At 41.7% G+C, this 17,884-nt stretch carries 15 protein-coding genes, 2 tRNA genes and 1 pseudogene; 12 read left to right on the top strand and 6 right to left on the bottom strand.

Annotated elements, in window-relative coordinates; genetic code table 11:
* Nucleotides 1-200, bottom strand: a pseudogene (locus tag SHEWPOL2_RS08615) (DEAD/DEAH box helicase); the annotation flags it as partial.
* Between the two features lie 352 nt (nt 201-552).
* Between SHEWPOL2_RS08615 and SHEWPOL2_RS08610 the strand changes: the two are divergent.
* The gene (locus tag SHEWPOL2_RS08610; RefSeq protein ID WP_037427664.1) at nt 553-2,331 is read left to right on the top strand and encodes a DUF885 domain-containing protein; all 1,779 of its coding nucleotides are present in this window, start codon (nt 553-555) and stop codon (nt 2,329-2,331) included.
* A gap of 165 nt (nt 2,332-2,496) precedes the next feature.
* Here the strand turns inward: SHEWPOL2_RS08610 and SHEWPOL2_RS08605 are convergent, their stop codons facing one another.
* On the bottom strand, nt 2,497-2,817 hold the full coding sequence (locus SHEWPOL2_RS08605; RefSeq protein ID WP_037419155.1) for a hypothetical protein: 321 nt from the start codon (nt 2,815-2,817) through the stop codon (nt 2,497-2,499).
* Nucleotides 2,818-3,035: 218 nt separating this feature from the next.
* Here SHEWPOL2_RS08605 and SHEWPOL2_RS08600 point away from each other — a divergent pair, with 218 nt between their 5' ends.
* Both SHEWPOL2_RS08600 and SHEWPOL2_RS08595 read left to right on the top strand, forming a co-directional pair.
* The gene (locus SHEWPOL2_RS08600; protein WP_037419152.1) at nt 3,036-3,530 is read left to right on the top strand and encodes a putative 4-hydroxy-4-methyl-2-oxoglutarate aldolase; all 495 of its coding nucleotides are present in this window, start codon (nt 3,036-3,038) and stop codon (nt 3,528-3,530) included.
* A gap of 38 nt (nt 3,531-3,568) precedes the next feature.
* Nucleotides 3,569-5,389, top strand: coding sequence for an AsmA family protein (locus SHEWPOL2_RS08595; RefSeq protein WP_037427662.1), 1,821 nt, complete (start codon nt 3,569-3,571; stop codon nt 5,387-5,389).
* A 219-nt stretch (nt 5,390-5,608) separates the two neighbouring features.
* Here SHEWPOL2_RS08595 and SHEWPOL2_RS08590 read toward each other — a convergent pair whose 3' ends face one another.
* Both SHEWPOL2_RS08590 and gloB read right to left on the bottom strand, forming a co-directional pair.
* The gene (locus SHEWPOL2_RS08590; protein ID WP_037427661.1) at nt 5,609-7,156 is read right to left on the bottom strand and encodes a LysM peptidoglycan-binding domain-containing protein; all 1,548 of its coding nucleotides are present in this window, start codon (nt 7,154-7,156) and stop codon (nt 5,609-5,611) included.
* 251 nt (nt 7,157-7,407) lie between these two features.
* On the bottom strand, nt 7,408-8,211 hold the full coding sequence (gene gloB, locus SHEWPOL2_RS08585; protein WP_037427660.1) for a hydroxyacylglutathione hydrolase: 804 nt from the start codon (nt 8,209-8,211) through the stop codon (nt 7,408-7,410).
* 159 nt (nt 8,212-8,370) lie between these two features.
* Between gloB and SHEWPOL2_RS08580 the strand changes: the two genes are divergently transcribed.
* Together SHEWPOL2_RS08580 and SHEWPOL2_RS08575 are read left to right on the top strand one after the other, a co-directional pair.
* On the top strand, nt 8,371-9,105 hold the full coding sequence (locus SHEWPOL2_RS08580) for a methyltransferase domain-containing protein (protein WP_037419144.1): 735 nt from the start codon (nt 8,371-8,373) through the stop codon (nt 9,103-9,105).
* A gap of 23 nt (nt 9,106-9,128) precedes the next feature.
* The gene (locus tag SHEWPOL2_RS08575) at nt 9,129-10,028 is read left to right on the top strand and encodes a LysR substrate-binding domain-containing protein (RefSeq protein WP_037427658.1); all 900 of its coding nucleotides are present in this window, start codon (nt 9,129-9,131) and stop codon (nt 10,026-10,028) included.
* 23 nt (nt 10,029-10,051) lie between these two features.
* Here the strand turns inward: SHEWPOL2_RS08575 and rnhA are convergent, their stop codons facing one another.
* Nucleotides 10,052-10,528, bottom strand: a complete 477-nt coding sequence (gene rnhA / locus SHEWPOL2_RS08570) for a ribonuclease HI (RefSeq protein ID WP_037419137.1) — start codon at nt 10,526-10,528, stop codon at nt 10,052-10,054.
* A gap of 70 nt (nt 10,529-10,598) precedes the next feature.
* On the opposite strand from rnhA, the gene dnaQ reads away from it, so the two are divergent.
* From dnaQ to SHEWPOL2_RS08535, 7 genes are all read left to right on the top strand, one after another.
* On the top strand, nt 10,599-11,327 hold the full coding sequence (gene dnaQ / locus SHEWPOL2_RS08565) for a DNA polymerase III subunit epsilon (RefSeq protein WP_037419134.1): 729 nt from the start codon (nt 10,599-10,601) through the stop codon (nt 11,325-11,327).
* Between the two features lie 226 nt (nt 11,328-11,553).
* On the top strand, nt 11,554-12,828 hold the full coding sequence (locus tag SHEWPOL2_RS08560; RefSeq protein WP_239642751.1) for a TIGR03503 family protein: 1,275 nt from the start codon (nt 11,554-11,556) through the stop codon (nt 12,826-12,828).
* 164 nt (nt 12,829-12,992) lie between these two features.
* Nucleotides 12,993-13,069, top strand: a tRNA-Asp gene (locus SHEWPOL2_RS08555).
* 57 nt (nt 13,070-13,126) lie between these two features.
* Nucleotides 13,127-13,203 (top strand) — tRNA-Asp (locus SHEWPOL2_RS08550).
* 684 nt (nt 13,204-13,887) lie between these two features.
* Nucleotides 13,888-14,253 (top strand): response regulator, encoded by a 366-nt coding sequence (locus SHEWPOL2_RS08545; RefSeq protein WP_037419128.1) that lies wholly within the window; start codon nt 13,888-13,890, stop codon nt 14,251-14,253.
* Nucleotides 14,250-14,822 carry a chemotaxis protein CheC gene (locus SHEWPOL2_RS08540; protein WP_037427655.1) on the top strand — a complete coding sequence of 191 codons (573 nt, stop codon included), beginning with the start codon at nt 14,250-14,252 and terminating at the stop codon, nt 14,820-14,822. Before SHEWPOL2_RS08545 ends, SHEWPOL2_RS08540 begins: the two co-directional genes overlap by 4 nt.
* Nucleotides 14,823-14,824: 2 nt before the next feature.
* Nucleotides 14,825-16,123: an ATP-binding protein gene (locus SHEWPOL2_RS08535; protein ID WP_037427653.1), complete on the top strand. Its 1,299-nt coding sequence runs from the start codon at nt 14,825-14,827 to the stop codon at nt 16,121-16,123.
* A 36-nt stretch (nt 16,124-16,159) separates the two neighbouring features.
* Here SHEWPOL2_RS08535 and SHEWPOL2_RS23040 read toward each other — a convergent pair whose 3' ends face one another.
* The gene (locus SHEWPOL2_RS23040) at nt 16,160-17,818 is read right to left on the bottom strand and encodes an ATP-binding protein (RefSeq protein ID WP_037427652.1); all 1,659 of its coding nucleotides are present in this window, start codon (nt 17,816-17,818) and stop codon (nt 16,160-16,162) included.
* Nucleotides 17,819-17,884 lie beyond the last annotated feature (66 nt).

Genomic DNA, 17,884 nt, shown 5'->3' with positions numbered 1-17,884 from the left:
GGGTGCGTCAGCAAATCGATGTAGCAACGGCAATCAAAACTAGCCGTTTTACCTGTACCGGTTTGAGCCGCGGCTAGCACATTTTTCCCCGCAAGAATGCTGGGAATGGCCTGAGCTTGTATTGGCGTAGGGCTTTGGTAACCCAGTTCAGTCACGGCTTTGATAAGCGCGCTGTGTAATCCAAGTTGGGTGAATGGCATTGAGGATCTCAACTAAATGATTTATTGGCAAACTGTTGGCGTGGCGCAAACAGCGAAGCAGGTCGCTATTATAGCAGTAGCATTGTTGAAATAGGGGATTATCTCAACTTTGCGGTTAGTTCGAGGGGTTAATAAATGGGCTTACAAATTTGTAACTGGGCATGTATTAGATATTAACATTGCTGCAATTAGGCGGCTGATATGATTAACTAAAGTAATGTTAAATACGCCTGACGAGCGAGCTTTCAGGCGTTATCGCCAAATTCAATACGCCTAGCATTCGTTTTACCAGCTTGCTTAGGGTAAGCATTACAACAACGCGTTGGTATAAATATAAAAAGGACAATAAAGAATGAGAAAAACCACCCTATCCCTTGCGATATTGTTATCGTTCACCGGCCTTGTAGGCTGCCAATCCCAATCAGACCAAACCTCGCCAAGTAAAGTGGTTAGTGGTGAAGTTAGCACGGTTTCTTTTGCGCAGTTTAGTAATGCTTTTATCGATGATTTGTGGCAATTATCACCAACATGGGCGCTATATAGCGGCAAGCATGTTAATGATGGCTATTTAGAAATCCCCAATGAAGCTAGCCGTGTTAAGACACTTGCCTTTGTAAAAACCCAGCAGGCGAAGCTGAAACAGTTTGAAATTAAGTCTCTGAGCTCTAACGAAACCATCGATTATCATTTGATTGATAACCTGCTAAACAGCATGGCGTGGGATATCACTGACTTTAAATCTTGGCAATGGGATCCCTCTAGCTATAACGTGGCGGGCGGTTTTGCACAAATCATCAATGAAAACTTTGCGCCGCTGGATGACAGATTACGCTCGGTATTGGCCAGGATGGAAAATATCCCAGCTTATTACGCCGCAGCAAGAAGTAATATATCGAAACCAACCCTAGAGCATACGGAACTTGCTGTAATGCAAAACCAAGGTGCGTTTTCGGTATTCTCCGATGATTTATTAAAACAAGTGGCGGATTCCGGTCTGTCGGATGCGGAAAAATCGCTATTTAAATCCCGCTTCGATACGGCAACGAAAGCAATTAATGAACATATTCGTTGGTTAAATGCACAGGTTGACTTGCTGAAAAAAGAAGGCGCCCGTAGCTTTAGGATCGGTGAAGAATTATACGAGCAAAAATTTGCCTTTGATATCCAAGCGGGCATGACGGCTAAACAGCTCTATCAAAAAGCCATGGCAGATAAAGATAGGGTCCAAGGTGAAATGGCCAAGATCACCGATAAACTTTGGCCTAAATATTTTACAACGCCAAAACCAAGTGATAATAAAATCGCCATCCGCCAATTAATTGATAAATTGTCGACTGAGCACGTTAAACGCGACGACTTTGTTAGCGAAGTCCGTAAACAAATTCCTGAGTTGATTGAGTTTGTAAATCAAAAAAAATTAGTGACTTTAGACCCAAAAAAACCATTAGTGGTTCGTGAAACTCCTGAGTATATGCGTGGTTATGCTGGAGCGTCGATTAGTGCCCCTGGCCCCTATGATAAATTAGGCAATACCTATTATAACGTCACGCCACTCGATGGTATGAATGATGAATCCGCTGAAAGCTATTTACGCGAATATAACCATTGGATATTACAGATTTTAAATATCCATGAGGCGATTCCAGGGCATTACACTCAATTAGTGTATTCCAATGAATCGCCAAGCTTAGTGAAAAGCTTATTTGGTAATGGCGCAATGGTCGAAGGTTGGGCTGTTTATACCGAACGCATGATGCTTGAAGAAGGTTATGGCAATTTCGAGCCTGAAATGTGGTTGATGTATTACAAGTGGAATCTACGTGTTATCTGTAACACGATCTTGGATTACAGCATTCATGTTAAAGGCATGACTGAAGATCAAGCCATCAGCCTGATGATGGATGAAGCCTTCCAGCAACGAGCTGAGGCTGAAGGCAAGTGGCGCCGTGCTACCCTAAGCCAAGTACAGCTGACCAGTTACTACTCGGGTTACCGTGAAATTTACGATTTCCGCGAAGAATATAAGCAGCTCAAAGGTAAGGATTTTGATCTCAAAGCATTCCATGAGAAGTTTTTAAGCTATGGCAGTGCGCCAGTGAAATATATTCGTCAGTTAATGCTAGAAAAATAAGCCAATAATTGAAAGGGTGCCATCAATGGCGCCTTTTCACTGGCTGTTTTGATATACATTGCGTGGATGAATACGTCTGAATTGATACAACGATTAATTTAGGCCATACAGCAGATTCTGTACGGCCTTGTTATAATTGTTCTTTCTGGAAGGCTGTTTTCGGTATTATTTTTTGTTGGGTAACTCAGCCATAATAGCTAATACATCTTCGTATGAAATGTTAAACTCTCGAGAAAGGTTAATAATTTTAGTCTTATAGGTTTGAATATTTTCTTGCTGTGCAAGTTGGTGTTTCTTTTCTTCAACTAGTTCGTTAACAGTTTCTTGCAATATTAATAAGCGACGTAAACTGTAATCAAGGGATTTGATGTATTTCCCCATTTGTTGTTTATTACGGGCTTGCTCAAGATCCGTTGAGACTTTTTTCTCATATCCATATTCATCGAGTGCAGCGATAGCGCTTTGCAAATCTAGATCAGTTGTCATTTGGTGTTCACTTTATTACGAGACGTTGAGAAGCGAAAGAATGAATGCCTTAACCCAAGAGGGTATCACAAGCATTTTACTATCGCAGATTATAATGTTTATGCCAATGCTGACCAAGTATTAAAGTGCTAAAACCAATAAAAAGCTGGTTTTCTCATAGTACTTGTCGGCGTCTACAATAATGAGTAGTCTAAACTTTTCGCCAAGTGGAGATTGAAATGCTTGATCTATTACCCGATTTGTTTGATCACTATCCATCCAAACTCACTTTGTTGCCGCTAGCGTTTCGTGCTTATGGTGGTAAGAAGTTGTTTTGGGGTGAAGTTGTGACGGTCAAATGTTTTGAAGATAACTCCAAAGTGAAAGAAGTTTTAGCACAGCCAGGTCAAGGGAAAGTGCTTGTTGTTGATGGTGGAGGCTCATCCCGTCGTGCACTGCTGGGAGATTTAATCGCCCAAAGCGCCATGGATAATGGTTGGCAAGGCGTGATTATCAATGGTTATGTTCGGGACGTTGCTAGGCTGAATACTTTTAATTTAGGGGTTTATGCCTTAGGCGCGATGCCCATCAAGACTGATAAGAAAGATCAAGGACAAGTCAATGTGCCTATCGAGTTTGGCAGTGTTACAGTCAAACCCGGTATGATGGTTTATGTTGATGAGAATGGCATTGCCATCAGTGAGGAGTGTTTAAATTTCGCATTTTTAAGTTAAGTTTTTAAATTCAAGATGTTATTGATAAGGATGTTTTCATGAAATTCATTAAGTGGTTTTTAGCCATTCTGGCGACCTTCATCGTCGCTGTCGCCTTATATCTTACTGTTTTCTTTGACCCTAATGATTTTAAACCCGAAATTGTCAACGCTGTTAAAAAACAAACTGGGCGCGAGTTAGTAATAACCGATGACTTGTCATGGACATTTTTTCCGACCATAGGGATTAATTTAGGCGGTGTTTCCCTATCTAACCCTGAGGGATTTACCCCAAAATCGATGCTTGAAGTTAATAAAGCCGTAGCTGAGGTTGAGCTTATACCACTGTTTAGCAAGCAAATTGAAATCGCTCAGCTCACTCTTGATGGCGCAAAAATCAATTTGGTCACCCGTAAAAATGGTAGCTCAAGCCTAGATGGCTTAACGGGCAAGAGCACTGAGCTATCTGCTACCCCATCTGAACCAAGTGCTAAAGCACAACTAGCCAGTATCGATGTAGGTGGTATTTCTATTACGAATACGCAAATCAATTTAATTGATGAAGCTAAAGGGCAAACCCAAACCTTAACCTTAAAACAGTTCACTTTGGGGGCATTTTCACTCGATAAATTTGCGCCGATGGCCTACGAATTTGCCGCGACCTTGCCGGATATGACAGTGAGCAGCAAAGGCGAAGGGCAAATCAAGTTAAGTCATGATTTTAATCAGCTGGTGATTGAGAAGCTGGATATTGAGACTCAAGTTGAAGGCGAGGGGATCCCTAATAAAAAATTGACCGCTGAGGTTAGTCTAAACAGCCAAATTGCATTAGATAAAAAGCAGTTATCGGCGGACATCAGTAAATTAACGGCAATGGATATCAATGCAGCGGGTAAGTTGACCGTCAGTTACGGGAGCAAAGTGCCGAAAATTAGTGCGGATTTCCAACTTGGGGATATTGACCTCGATGCTTTGCTACCAAAATCTGACACTTCAGAAGAACAAACCGCAGCTCCGTCTTCACAGACTCAGGCTGTTGAACCCGATTTAACGGCGCTTAATGGTTTGGATGCGAAGCTAATATTGGCGGTTAAATCGATCAAAGTCGCGAATTTGTCTACGCAAAATTGGTTAATGGATTTAGGCATTAAAAATGGTGAGGTTGATCTTAAGCAGCTAAGTGCAGATCTCTACCAAGGTAAGTTAATGCTCAATGCTCAGGTTGATGCGCGATCAAAAGTGGCAAGTTACCAATTTGATAAGCAAATATCAGGTGTACAAATTCAACCATTACTTAAGGATGCGGCCAAGCTAGATATTCTGGCGGGAACGGCAAATTTTAATGTAAAAGGCAAAGGTAAGAGTTTGATTCCTGAACAATTAAAGAAAAACCTCCTAGCGAATGGTCGTTTTGATATCACCGATGGTGCCCTTTACGGTGTCAATATCCCGCAGATGGTCCGTAGTGCTCAGGCTAAATTAAAGGGGGATTTGTCTGCGGACACGAAAGAGGAGCGTAAAACCGACTTCTCGAGCCTAACCGGTAACTTCTCCCTTGAACATGGTATAGCGACAAACCCTGATCTCGCTATGTCTTCACCTTTGCTTAGGCTTGCGGGTAAGGGCAGCGCGGATCTCTTGACGCAAACTCTGGATTATCGGTTAACGACCAGTTTAGTCAATTCCCTTAAAGGTCAAGGTGGCAGTGAGAAAGATGCGCTGGCAGGAATTGATATCCCTCTCGCGATTACCGGTACTTTCCAAAAACCGGAATATGCCTTAGATACTCAAGCGTTATTAAATAATCAGTTGAAGGAAGAGACTGATAAAGCGAAAGAAAAATTAAAGGATTCGCTACTTAAAAAGTTGGGCGGCTTGTAGGTATGCAAGATTTGCGTGCTCGGTCATCTCCTACGTCAACAGTCGATTTGTGAGCGTAACCGGCAACGTTCTGCTCGAAAGATAACGGCGTATTGAGCCAATAAAAAAGCAGTAACCCAGAGGTTACTGCTTTTTTATGTTGATCTTTATTTTAGATGCAAGACGATTTTATTAACAAATTAAACATAAGGTATTTAGAGTGATTCACACTTAAATGCTCTATGTATTTAAATTGCTTTCATCTACAACCAGTTTCAACACTTGACCGGGTTGAATATATTGTGATGCGGTTAAGCCGTTCCATTCGCGAAGTTCAGGAACAGTCACCTTAAACTTGTTTGCAATTCGGGCGAGTGAATCACCAGCCTTAACTTTGTAGCTGACGGTTCGGATCTGCTCGTTATCGTGTTTTTCTTGTGGTGCAACAATCGTCAATTGTTGACCACTTTGTAATTTGCTGTCTTTGCTTAAATGGTTCCAAGTCATTAATTGTTTGACGCTAACATTATGTGCTTGGGCAATTTGCCACAAACTATCACCGGATTTTACTTTATAGGTCAACTTGTTACCCGAGGTGGCAACAGCGGCCTTTTTAGGTAATTTCTGACTGGTTGATAGGGCATACAGTTGTTTATCATCAGCAGAGACTGGGATAATTAGCGGTCTTCCAGCAATGATATTGTTGTTTTTCATACCATTAGCAGCACGGATCGCATTGATGCTTGTATGATGTTTTTCTGCAATAGACCCTAAACTATCTCCAGGCTTAATCGTATATCTAAGCCAGCTTACACGGGCCTCACTTTCAGTTTCTGCAAGTGCTTTTTTGAACTCTTCAGATTTATCAATGGGTAATACTAAAGTGTGTGGGCCCATTGGTGAGGTTGCCCAGCGATTGTAACCTGGATTGAGCTTTAACAGCTCATTGGTGGTCATATTGGCGAGACCTGCTGCCATGGCTAAGTCAATTTGACTGTCTATATCAACCACTTCGATTGAAGGGCTGTTATCAATGGGTGCCAGAGTAATGCCATATTCATCGGCATGTTTAATCACTTCGGCGAGCGCCAATAACTGTGGCACATAACGTTTGGTTTCTTTAGGGAGATCGAGCGACCAAAAATCGGTTTTAAGACCTTTATCTTCGTTGCGTTTAATCGCATTGAGTACGCGTGACTCTCCTGAGTTGTAGGCCGCAATTGCATAAAGCCAATTATTATTGGTTTTATCGTACAAATATTCGAGCATATCTAGGGCTGCTGTCGTGGATGCAGGCACATCGCGACGGCCGTCATACCACCAGTTCATCTCTAACCCAAAGTGGCTCGCCATCGGGGTGGTAAATTGCCAAAGCCCTGAGGCAGCACTGGCCGAAGAAGCACTGGGATCGAAAGCGCTTTCTATAATCGGTAGCAGGGCTATCTCGATTGGTAGATGGCGTTTTTCAAGTTCTTCGACGATTAAATACATGTAAGGCGCTGCACGCTCAGAAATCAATTCAAGGTGTTTAGGGTTGTTAATGTACCAATCGCGATAATAGTTAACGAGTTTCTTGTCTGGAATGGGTAACTGCATTCCTTGACGAATTCGTTCCCATACATCAGTAATTTGCGCCGATTCAGGTTCGGTTGCGAGATAATACTGTGGGACGGTATTTTCGGTCGTGACGGTTTCAGCTTCAGGTTTGGGCACCTGAGGGTTGTCTAACGTCTGACAACCTGTGAGTAGGGCAAATCCCCCTACTACAACATAAAGTGATACTCTCATGGAAAACGATAGTCCTCTGTTAGTGCATTGCCACTGCACTCTTCGTACAACGTAAATTATCTAACGAATTGATTATGTGAAAAAAAGTGGCAACACAGAGCGCAAAGTATTCACGCAAAAACGAGCCATTCTATGGGATCTTTTCGAGCTTGTCCCTAAATTATCGTACATCTTGTAGGGTCACTTTTGATTTACGTCATCAAAAGTGGAAAAATCTGTATAAATTTCAGCCATAAATGGATCGTTTTTTACTAAAAAATATCTTTCCACTGCCGAAGTAGGGCAAAACAGCTTAGTTCATCAGCTTTAGTCAGATCTTGGTCACAAAACTTACTTTTTATGCTGTTGACTATGGTAGGCGCTAACGGACGAAGGAAGGGATTGATTGCCCGCTCTAACCCTATGGTGGAGGGGATGGTGGCTTTGTTTTGGGCACGCATTGTGGTGGCTTGCTCTACATACTTGTTGAGTGCAGCGTTATCAGCATCTACCTCTTGGGCGAATTTAAGATTCGCAAGAGTATATTCATGGGCGCAGTACACTCGAGTCTCATCGGGTAACGCCGCGAGCAAACTTAAGGATTGCCACATTTGTGCAGGGGTGCCCTCAAATAAACGACCGCAGCCTGCACTAAAGAGTGTATCACCACAAAATAGGGCTCCATCAAGTAGATACGCTATATGACCAGCAGTATGCCCAGGTACAGACAAGATGTGTATGGGCGCATCGATAAAGGGCAATGTAAGTGTATTGCTCTGTGTAGGGTCGATTGGCTGATTGATGCCTTGAATAGCTTCACGTTGCGGACCGTAGACAGCCAGGATCTGGTCTGTTGTCTGCTTAACATGGGCGGCGAGGGCGGTTATTCCACCTGTATGATCATGATGATGATGAGTGATCAAAATACCCGCTAACGTAAGTTGATGTTTACGTAAGTAGTCGAGCACAACATGTGGATCGCCAGGATCAACCACATACACCGTTTGCTGGGAGTCTTGTCGCAACACCCAGATATAATTGTCATTAAAGGCATTAATCGCTGTTATAGTGAGCATAGCACCGCCGATAGCTGTATTTTGATTTCAAGATGAGGTTATTATCCACAGGTGTATATCAGTTGGCGACTATTGTGATTTTTAAATCACCTAATGATGGATGTTCAATGAAGATCTTAACTTGGTAAAAGTAATAAGGTAACGGAAGGGAGGTGAGTTGTGTCGTATAACAGTTCTGTGCGTAAACCTGAGCAATGGGAAGATTTACCCAATGGCGACGCACTCCAGCAAGCTGTTACCGATAAACTCACTGATTGGTGGCCAAGGGTGTTTGGTTATCATTTGTTGAAGTTGGGCCCCTTAAGTGCACAGCTCTCCAGTATGGCATCCCCTGTTGCTCATCATTTTTCACTATGCTCAGCACCAACAGCCTCGTTAATGGGGGATTTTTGTCATTTACCGATACAAAATGGGGTGATTGATGCTGTGGTGATGAGCTTGCTACTAGAGTTTGAGGCTGATCCTTACCGTATTTTACGGGAAACCGACAGAGTGCTGATCGCCGGTGGTTATTTATTTATTGTGGGCTTTAACCCCTTAAGCTCAGTGTTTCTTGGCAAGCTGTGGCCGAAATATCAAGATGATCTACCTTGGTGCGGACGCTTTTTTATGCCATCTAGGGTGCGAGATTGGTTAGGGCTACTTGGTTATCAAGTGGTGAGTGATGAGCGTTTGGTTTACCATCCCCTGATCGGCGAATTGAATCGTGGTCGTTTTTTACAGCAAACCTTAGCTTCATGGCTTCCCAGTGCGGGGAGTTTGTATTTGATTGTGGCTCGAAAATTAGAATCACCATTAACCCCAATCCGTGACAAACGTAAAGTTCGACAACCCAATTGGGCCACTGCGCCAAGTGCCGGACGCACTGGGCATTTATCCGAACATATAAAATAACATCATCGATTAATGAGTCCGATATGCGAATTACCCTAAGGCAACTTGCAGTTTTTGAAGCCGTCGCACGCAGTGGTCAGGTGGCAAAAGCGGCTGAACAAGTTAATCTATCGCCGCCTGCGACCTCTATGGCCTTAGCCGAACTGGAAAAACAGCTCAATGCTCGGTTATTTGAAAGAATTGGCAATCGTCTGCAACTGAATTCGCAAGGTAACCTCTTGTTGCCGTTGGCCACCGATCTTTTACATCGTGTTGAACAAATTGAGCAGGCATTTACTCGTCAAGATGGTGATTTGGTTGGACACTTAAGTGTGAGTGCAAGCTCAACGATTGGTAATTATTTACTGGCGAAAGCGGCAGTCGCATTTTGCCAGCAACATATCCAAACCCATGTAGACGTGGCGATCACCAATACCCAAGAAGTGATTCAATCCGTTGCACAATTTCGTGCCGAAATGGGGTTTATTGAAGGGAATTGTACTGATAACCGTCTTCATATCGAGCCGTGGCACAAGGATCGATTATTGGTGTTTTGCCATCCCGCTCATCCATTAGCAGGGCAAACGGTTAAGCCTATGGCCGTAAAAGGCCAATCTTGGGTGCTGCGTGAAGAAGGATCGGGAACTCGGGAATATTTTGTTAATGCGGCCAATGAACTGGGTATGCAACCGGAGGCTAAGTTCTGCTTTACCACGCCAGATGCCATCAAGTTGGCGGTAAAACAAGGTGCTGGTTTGGGGGTTTTGTCAGAACTTGCGTTGGATAAAGACATTAGTCGAAAAGAATTGGCTCTAGTCACCATTGAAGGATTAGTGCTAGAGCGGCAGTTTTACCGCATAACTCATAAGAGTCGCCAAGCAACGTCGTTAGGGCTGGCCTTTGTGCAGTTTTGCAGTAATTTTTTCCATTTATCACGAGAATAATGGTGTTCTAGCAGCGATAAGTGTTAGGACTCCGCCTGATAACCTGCATCAATTTGCGTAGGATTTGCCTCTGCGGCGGCGCGAGCAAGTTGATCACAGCGTTCATTTTCCGCGTGTCCGGCATGGCCTTTTACCCAGCGCCAATCAATTTGGTGGAGTTGAGCGGCGTTATCTAAACGTTTCCAAAGATCGACATTTTTCACCGGCGTTCTATTAGATGTCATCCAGCCTTTTTTCTTCCAACCGTGGATCCAAGTGGTGATCCCTTGGCGCATATATTGGCTATCGCTGGTGAGAATGATTTTACAGGGTTCTTTTAGGGCCTCAAGCGCAACGATTGGGGCTAATAATTCCATGCGATTATTGGTTGTCAGGGCAAAACCATCGGATATCTCCTTTGTATGGCCCTTATAATTCATTACAATGCCATAGCCACCGGGGCCCGGATTGCCTAAGCAAGAACCATCGGTGAAGATGTGGATTAGTTTTAGTTCAGTCATCAAGTGGTTACCAGCGGCGTAAATATCGGCCGAGTATAACCAAAAAAAGTCATAAGAAGCGCATAAAAGTATGAATATTATCTCAAACGCAAGCCGTCAGGTTATTTTGGATACTGAAACCACTGGTATGAACCAGGGGAGTGGTGCGGTGTATTTAGGACACCGAATTATTGAGATAGGCTGTGTTGAGGTCATCAACCGCCGTTTAACGGGGCGTTATTACCATCAATATATCAATCCTGGCCAAGCGATTGATCCAGAAGCGATTGCTGTTCACGGGATCACCGATGAGCGTGTTGCAAATGAGCCAAGATTTCATCAAATAGCGCAAGAGTTTATCGATTTTATCAGTGGCGCAGAAATTGTAGCCCATAACGCAAACTTCGACGTGAGCTTTATGGACCATGAGTTTTCCTTACTACAACCGTTAGGACCAAAGACTCGCGACATTTGTGATATTTTAGACTCCCTCGATATCGCTAAGTTTTTGCATCCTGGGCAAAAAAACAACTTAGACGCTCTCTGCAAACGTTATGGCATCGACAATTCCCGCCGTCATTACCACGGCGCATTACTCGACGCCGAAATTCTTGCCGATGTGTATTTGTCGATGACGGGAGGTCAGACTAAGTTCAATCTCTCTAACGAAGAAGTTGGTCAAGAGGCGGGAGGCATTCAACGCTTTGATCCCGCATCACTTAATCTTAAAGTGATCAGCGCATCGGCCGATGAACTCGTTATACATGAACAACGCCTTGATTTAGTCGCAAAATCAGGAAAGTGCCTCTGGAGAGGATAATTTTTAGCCTATGACGATGTCGCTGCGAAAATCTCTAGTCAATACCACGTTAATACTCGGCTACCTTAGCTTGAGCACGTCATTGTTTGCGGCTGATACGGAACCAGTGACCGCTAAGCCAACAAAGCCGACTACCGATATGGCAGCTAAGGTTCAAAATACTGCTGAGCCAAGTTCTGAGGTTAAGGTAAACAGTGCTGAGGTTAAGGTAAACAGTGCTGAGAGTATGGTAAACACGTCGTCCAAGCCCTCGAATATGAAAGTCGTGCCCGTAGATACGGCTTCTGAGCTTAAAAATCGTTTTCGGGTGGATCATATGGTCAGCAGTATGACACTCATGATCCAGCGAGAATATGGTTCGGCCCCTGTGGTGATTGTCTTGCCTGATGGCAGTAAGTGGTACGCCAATCGTCATCCAGAAACGGTCAAATGGGTTGATGGTATGACCGGGGATATTATTTATATCGAATCACCTCAGCCAGGCCCTTGGCAATTGGTGGGTAAAGTGGTTGCGGGCTCGAAAATTAAACGGGTTTCAAAGCTTGAGATTGAAGTTCAACGATTACCTCAGCCATTATTTCAAGGCGAACAAACCAAAGTGATTGCCCAATTAATGGGAGATGCAGAGCGCGTTCGCATGCCTGGGATGGACTATTTAGTCGAGTGGACCGCTCACTTTGTCAGTAAGCATCGGACGGGCGATGAAAACTTTGCCGCAGGTGACATTATCGTTGGTTCCTACAAAGATAATGGTGAAAAGTTCGATGAAAGACCTGATGACGGCATATTTACAGGCGATATCAATCTTAAGCAGCCATGGGGTGAGTACGACTTTGTCGTTCAAGCGCGTAACAACGTATTTGAAAGGCAAGTCTCATTTCCTTTTAGCTTATCTCCACGACCCGTAAATGCAGAGGTGATAACTCCTGAAGATCCTTTAACGGGTCAATGGAAAATCATGCTACATGCCGATAGTAGCGTATTACAGCTAGCTGAAACCCATTTTTCATTTGAGCTTGTTGGACCTGCTGGTTTGCAACTTCCCCTCGTAGTTCATGGGCTTAAGGAGAGCGACACTGAACTGCCGATACCGCCTGTGACCGAGTTTGGCAGTTACCGAATAAAAGGCTCTGCTGCGACAACGACAGTCACTGGCCGTGAAATAGTACTCGATTTACCTGAACTGTTCTTCAACCTAGTGCAACCGCCCGAGCCACCACCTAGCGAAGAAGAGCTCGCAGCTGTGGCCGCGCAAAAGGCTGCAGAGGAAGAGGCTCTCGCTAAGCAGGAAGCGATCTTCTGGATTATCACCGTCAATGTGGTGTTAGTGCTACTGGGTGTGGTTGGGCTGATTATTTGGCGTAAGCGTCAAAGTTTGGCACAAGCATTAGCCGCGGCCGAACAGCGGATTTTAGATGAAGCGGAACAAAATAAAGCTGATGTCCCATCCCTTGATGAAATAGATTTAACTATGCCAGATGAACCTGATAATCGTAGATAAAAGTGAAGGAAAGGGTGAGATTTACATCGGAATTTGCAGATATTTTGTTCACTTATCATGGGGTTTTGTTAAGTTTGGCGAAATTTTAACTAATCGATGCAATTGAGTGAAAAAAACGGTTGACGCTTCGAACGCTCAACCGTATTATTCACCGCAACTTGAGTGGAGCGGTAGTTCAGTTGGTTAGAATACCGGCCTGTCACGCCGGGGGTCGCGGGTTCGAGTCCCGTCCGCTCCGCCAGTCAAGTTATTGAAAGTTAAAATTATAGTGCTGTTATAGCGGTATAATAAAAAGTTTGGAGCGGTAGTTCAGTTGGTTAGAATACCGGCCTGTCACGCCGGGGGTCGCGGGTTCGAGTCCCGTCCGCTCCGCCAAATATGAAAAAGCCTCATCATTTGATGAGGCTTTTTCATTTGCGATATCAGTAAACCACTAGTTGCTACCGTCTAAAGAATGTTGATATTTTAAGATTCAATTTTGTTCGTTTGAGCAAGTGCTGCTCGCGAAGCGAGTAAATATGGGTCGTTATTTTACTCAAATTACCAGCGTCTCTAATCACTGAAAGTACAGAGAAAAGTCTTGCCAGAATGAACTCTTCGGGCAGTATTTGGCTGATATTTCTGCGGAGTTATCTTAGTTTTATGTAGCTTAACTATGCAGTATGGACTTTGCCTCGCACAACCAGCCAAACTGCTGAAACAAACCACTCTTAAACATCGCCAACACGCCCTAATATGGTCGTATCTGTTATGTAGTTTTATTCTTATATTGCACTCGCATTCATTTAACACTATCTGTTCATCTATTTTCAGCCAAGTTAAAGCTACAAATGACTGTTTAGCTAAATTTTCATCTTGAAAGCAACTGGAATGCAATCAAGACGGTGAAATAGTTTTACTAGTTTGTTGTTTTGGCATGAGTTATTTTTTAAGTTGAACCTTATCGAGAAAATCATTGTGCTGAAGGTTCTGCTAAGATTCTTATTATTAGCGCTTAACATTGACGCATAGTGAATAACGACTAATATAAGACAGATGAGACACTCATGAGGTGATGCTATGCCAATACCTGTCACAATTGCTGATGATTCTTTAATGTCCAGAAAAGCGGTAAGACGAGCTTTACCGGAGGACTGGGATGTTGAGATCACTGAAGCGTGCAATGGAAAAGAGGCCCTAGAAGCAGCTAATTCAGGTAAGGCTGAGGTACTATTTCTTGACCTGACCATGCCTGAACTTGATGGATTTGGAGTACTTAAATGTCTTCATGAACAACAATCAAAGACGGTTGTGATTGTGATAAGTGCAGATATACAGCCAGAAGCTAAATTGTTAGTTGATTCCCTAGGTGCTTTTCGTTTCTTACAAAAACCGTTACAACCCGCACAGTTAAGAGAAGCACTTTTCGATGTGGGGCTAATATGAACATGTTGCTATCTGAAGAACAGCGAGACGCGCTCCAGGAATTGATGAATATTTCTATGGGGCAAGCAGCTAATTCACTTGCTCGTTTAATCGAAGCTAAAATTACACTATCAATTCCTAAAATCAGTGATGTTACTCCTGAACAATTTGTCTCTATGCTATCGGACGAGGCAATGTGGTACACACGCCAATCATTTTTAGGCAGTATTAAAGGTGAAGTTATTTCAACGCTATCTAAGCAGGGCTGCGATGCGATTGGTACATTAATGGAGTATGAACTGCCACTTACTCAAGACCGGTTAAATGAATTGTTGTTAGAACTTGCCAATATTTTAGCTGGTGCATGTTTAACCGGATTTGCTGAGCAACTTTCATTAAACGCAAAGTTAAGTATGCCGACAATGTATAATGCGGCTAGTCAGCATTACCACTATAGATGGGCAAGTACTTTAATGATGGAGGTTGAGTTTAAAGTGGAAGTGAGTCAGTTTGACTCAAAAGTTGTGATCTGTTTGGAAGAGGCATCAGTTCAAACTTTATTAGTGAAACTACAGCAGCTGCTGGAGTAATTATGAGTCAGTCACAGCTATTGCAGAAGCTTACTTCACGCTTACCACTTGGAATTTGTGTGGTTGATGAGTTTTATCAAATTATTTACTGGAATGAATTTTTTACCGATAGATTGTCAACCGATAATAAGTCAGTTACACACGAAAATAACTTACTCACGTTATTCCCTGATGCCGCAAAATTTCTTCAAAAAAAAATTAATAGCGTTTTTGTGCTTAATAATGCCAGTTTCTCATATTGGGAACATCGTCCACATGTATTTGACTTTAGTAGCAGTCGGCCTATTACAGGTGAAGAGACTGCTATGTACCAAAATATTGAGTTTTTCCCGCTCGATATAGAAAATAATCAAGTGAAAACAGTTTGTTTAATTGTGCAAGATGTAACTGAGCTTGCAAGTTATTACCAAGCACAAAAATGCCTTTCTGAACAATTGGAACAAGAGCATACAGCACTGAGTCTTCTCAATAAAAAACTAGAGGCTGCTCAAAATCAATTATTACAATCTGAAAAAATGGCCGCAATTGGGCAGTTAGCTGCAGGTGTTGCTCATGAAATTAATAATCCAATTGGTTTTGTGAATTCAAACTTACAAAGCTTACAAGATTATAATGATAAGTTATTAAAATTACTTAGTTTTTATCAAAAACTAGTACATAAAATTGGTTCTCCGCCTTATTTTGCACTTGAGCAAGATATGTTGAAGCGACATCAGTTTGAATTTATATGCTCAGATTTACCTGATTTAATCAATGAATCGATTGAGGGATTAGATCGCGTTGCCGTAATTGTGAAAAGTCTCAAGTCTTTTTCTCATGTCGATAGTAGTGAGTGGCAATATGCTAATGTAATAGAGGGTATTGAAAATACATTAAAAATTGCTGCTAACCAGATTAAATATAAAGCTGTTGTTCTTCGTAATTTCCAGGATAATTTGCCAGAGCTATATTGTCAGCCAATGCAGCTTAATCAAATATTCCTTAATTTGTTAGTTAATGCTGCGCAAGCTATAGAGGAAAGAGGTGAAATATCTATCGAAGTAAGTGCGACAGAATCAGAATTTATGATTGTTATTCGTGATACTGGTTCTGGTATTGCAGCACAAGATATACGTAAAATATTTGAACCTTTTTACACCACCAAACCTGTAGGAACAGGCACAGGGCTTGGTTTATCATTATCCTACAGTATAGTTCAAAAGCATAAAGGTGAGATTAAAGTCACTTCTACTTTAGGTGTGGGCACTTCTTTCACTGTGATATTACCTATCTTAACTCCTGCTGATGTTTTTGAATGTTAGGTCTGACTCATGTGTTATCATTGATATTATATCCTATTATTTTTCATTTTCAGCTAAAAGTGCATCCGTTATAGCGGTTGACAATTCGTTGATTTCATCTAGGGTTATCATTCGATTTTTTAGTTGCACATTGAGATGTGCCGCACATGACGATATATTGCTAAGCCCTAAACACGCACTTGTTCCTTTTAGCTTATGTAATTCATGTCCTAACTTTGTTATTTCTCCATCATTGATAAGTTTATTTAATAAGGACAATACATTAGGTAAGGTTTTTAGATATTCAATTGTTAAATCATTATCTAATATGTCATCTTCTTTTTTTTGCTTATTATATTTTGATTGGTTTTCTCCCAGAAAATATTGCAAGGTATCAATGAGTTGTTGTTTGCTAAAAGGTTTTGTGATTTTTTTGTTGAAAGCGCTATTTTTTTCACTATCATCATAAAAAATATCAGCACTTAATAATAATAAAGGAATATTTTTATTCATCGCACGTATTGTATTTGCAGCGGTAAGTCCATCGATAACTGGCATTTGTTGGTCTAATATGATCAGATCGTAATGTTTTAGAGATGCTAATTGTATTGCTTCTTCACCATTGACACCAAAATCTATACTTATTCCGGTATCTTTTAGGTAAATGGCTACTAAGTCTCTAATATCCTCTACATCATCAACAAATAAGATGCTTTTCTTTTTCCAGTCTACGATGTCATTTTGAATAATGTTGATTTCATCATGCGTTATGGCAACGTTATTAATTAATTTTTCTGCGGGTAATGTGATCGAGAAACAAGACCCAATCCCAACTGTACTATGCATATTAAGTTGTAAAGACATAGCATCAGCTAATTGTTTACTGATAAATAATCCTAGACCTGTACCGCCATAATCTCTACTGGTACTGGAGTCTGCTTGAGTAAATGCATGAAATAAACTCGATGCTTGTTCAGATGAAATACCAATGCCGTTGTCGATAATTGCAATATATAACTCATTTTTATCTGTTATGTTCGCAACTAATTTTATAGTACCTTTTTGCGTGAACTTTACTGCGTTACTAATAAAATTGAGTAATATCTGCTTAAGTCTATAAGGGTCTGTTTTTATATATTTAATATTTGATAGATTAATGTCTAACTGAGTGGTTAAATTTTTCGAATGTGCTAAAACAGTTAATGCATCACTTAAGCTGTTTAAAAGCGGTTCAATAGCAACCGATTGCTCAGCTATAGACATTTTTCCTTCATCAATTTTAGCCGCGTCTAAAATGTCATTAATTATACTTTGAAGGTGAGATGTATTTTGTTCAATTTTGCAAAGAGCAGTATGTACTTCACCATGGGTAATGGGTAAAATTTGTTCAGTGAAACCTTTAATTATCGTTATTGGAGTACGAATTTCATGGCTCATATTAGCAAGGAATCTAGTTTTAATTGCTGCTAGATGATTTGCTTTATCGCGCTCTTCTTCTAATTCTCTTGTTCGTTTTTCAACTCTTTCTTCTAACTCTTCATTAAGAAGTCTTACCTCATTCATTGATGATATTGTTGCGTTGTGAGCACCAGTTACTCGTCGTTGCATATTTATAAAGCTATGCGCTAAAGTGTCAATTTCAAGCGCCGATTGAGTAAGATTCAATGCTTTGCTATTTAAGGTTTTGCCATCCCATTGTTGAGTGTAATCTACCAATTGCTCCAATGCCTGTGTGTAGTTTTTTACAAATCTTTTTGATAGTCTAACAGATGTTTCTAATAT

The organism is Shewanella sp. POL2 (genome assembly GCF_000282755.1).
GTDB lineage: Bacteria > Pseudomonadota > Gammaproteobacteria > Enterobacterales > Shewanellaceae > Shewanella > Shewanella xiamenensis.
Note: the sequence above shows the minus strand (reverse complement) of the source record. Positions and strands in the feature narration are given on the sequence as shown.

What these genes read in the sequence shown, in the direction of transcription:
- SHEWPOL2_RS08610 (WP_037427664.1), top strand. Translation starts at nt 553, where the DNA reads ATGAGAAAAACCACCCTATCCCTTGCGATATTGTTATCGTTCACCGGC.
- SHEWPOL2_RS08605 (WP_037419155.1), bottom strand. Translation starts at nt 2,817, where the DNA reads ATGACAACTGATCTAGATTTGCAAAGCGCTATCGCTGCACTCGATGAA.
- SHEWPOL2_RS08600 (WP_037419152.1), top strand. Translation starts at nt 3,036, where the DNA reads ATGCTTGATCTATTACCCGATTTGTTTGATCACTATCCATCCAAACTC.
- SHEWPOL2_RS08595 (WP_037427662.1), top strand. Translation starts at nt 3,569, where the DNA reads ATGAAATTCATTAAGTGGTTTTTAGCCATTCTGGCGACCTTCATCGTC.
- SHEWPOL2_RS08590 (WP_037427661.1), bottom strand. Translation starts at nt 7,156, where the DNA reads ATGAGAGTATCACTTTATGTTGTAGTAGGGGGATTTGCCCTACTCACA.
- gloB (WP_037427660.1), bottom strand. Translation starts at nt 8,211, where the DNA reads ATGCTCACTATAACAGCGATTAATGCCTTTAATGACAATTATATCTGG.
- SHEWPOL2_RS08575 (WP_037427658.1), top strand. Translation starts at nt 9,129, where the DNA reads ATGCGAATTACCCTAAGGCAACTTGCAGTTTTTGAAGCCGTCGCACGC.
- rnhA (WP_037419137.1), bottom strand. Translation starts at nt 10,528, where the DNA reads ATGACTGAACTAAAACTAATCCACATCTTCACCGATGGTTCTTGCTTA.
- dnaQ (WP_037419134.1), top strand. Translation starts at nt 10,599, where the DNA reads ATGAATATTATCTCAAACGCAAGCCGTCAGGTTATTTTGGATACTGAA.
- SHEWPOL2_RS08560 (WP_239642751.1), top strand. Translation starts at nt 11,554, where the DNA reads ATGGTAAACACGTCGTCCAAGCCCTCGAATATGAAAGTCGTGCCCGTA.
- SHEWPOL2_RS08545 (WP_037419128.1), top strand. Translation starts at nt 13,888, where the DNA reads ATGCCAATACCTGTCACAATTGCTGATGATTCTTTAATGTCCAGAAAA.
- SHEWPOL2_RS08540 (WP_037427655.1), top strand. Translation starts at nt 14,250, where the DNA reads ATGAACATGTTGCTATCTGAAGAACAGCGAGACGCGCTCCAGGAATTG.
- SHEWPOL2_RS08535 (WP_037427653.1), top strand. Translation starts at nt 14,825, where the DNA reads ATGAGTCAGTCACAGCTATTGCAGAAGCTTACTTCACGCTTACCACTT.